The organism is Ruoffia sp. FAM 26254, from assembly GCF_045528545.1.
GTDB lineage: Bacteria > Bacillota > Bacilli > Lactobacillales > Aerococcaceae > Ruoffia > Ruoffia halotolerans.
Genome location: NZ_JBGQQY010000108.1, coordinates 1 through 1,029 on the forward strand (window position 1 = coordinate 1; position 1,029 = coordinate 1,029).

Sequence of the window (1,029 nt, forward strand, 5' to 3'; positions counted from 1 at the left end):
TTTTTGGCTTCTTTAATATAGTTTTCCATGGTACCGCGTTTATTGTAGGTTTCAAATACTCTTTTAGCCGAGATGTTCTCTGAGAAATTCGTGACAATAAAGGAATGGTTAAAAAGGAGTTCACCTACTTCTCGAGTCGAACGGACACAGACACGTCGGGACTTCGTCCAAGAGGCTGCTTGGTATGAAACCGAGTGATAATATACTTCTTTTTCATCCCATGGATGATCAGTATCATAGAACACAAATTCTTCAGCTAAGCGATACAAATTTCTATTGGCCTTTAGCCGAATAACATAATGATTTTCGTATAATTCACATAAATCATAAATATCCGGTGTCGCGAATCCACTATCTCCCCGAACGAGAATATCGGTGGTTGGAATCGCTTGGTTATAATGCTCCAATAACGGTTTAAGAAATTCTTTAACCCCTTTAGAAGTATATTGGTTACCTGAACGAAGTTTAGCTTTTAAAAAATCACCGGTTATCCCATCAAACGCCACTAATGGGTGATAGCCATTTGTTCCATAGTGGGCGTTGTAAGCTGTCTGTTCTTGATTGCCGAATGTATCTGAATGGGTAGAATCTAAATCGATGATCATGTTTGTATCGTTACGAAGGAGACGAGCTTTGTCAATTAACGCTTGATTGAATACTTGAAGTGAGTCAATTGTTTCGCCTACTACACGATCATAAAGCCGAGAGATTGATGATTGAGAAGCCAACGGCTTATCGGTTGAGAACGTCTGTAATACCGGATCATGCTGTAAAATATTTGCAGCAGAATCAGTATTATAACCACCTATAATTTGCAGAATTAACTGTTTTAGAATCTTATGATTCGTGTGTGTCCAATATTTACGACTGTCGTTAAATGTAACAATATCTTCAGAGAGCTGAGTAAATTGGAAAGCATCCATTAATTCATCGATTAGGACTAAACCAGAATCACTTGATAAACGACCACCATCATGAGAAACGATTAAATTATTGTTGAATTTTACGGCATTTTCTTGTAAAGTAACC

Annotated in this window: 1 protein-coding gene; it reads right to left on the reverse strand. The window is 37.5% G+C overall.

Translation table 11 applies throughout. The features are described from left to right. The coding region (locus ACEN3Z_RS11865; protein WP_407090982.1) for an IS1380 family transposase at window positions 1–1,029 on the reverse strand (1,029 nt) is incomplete at both ends.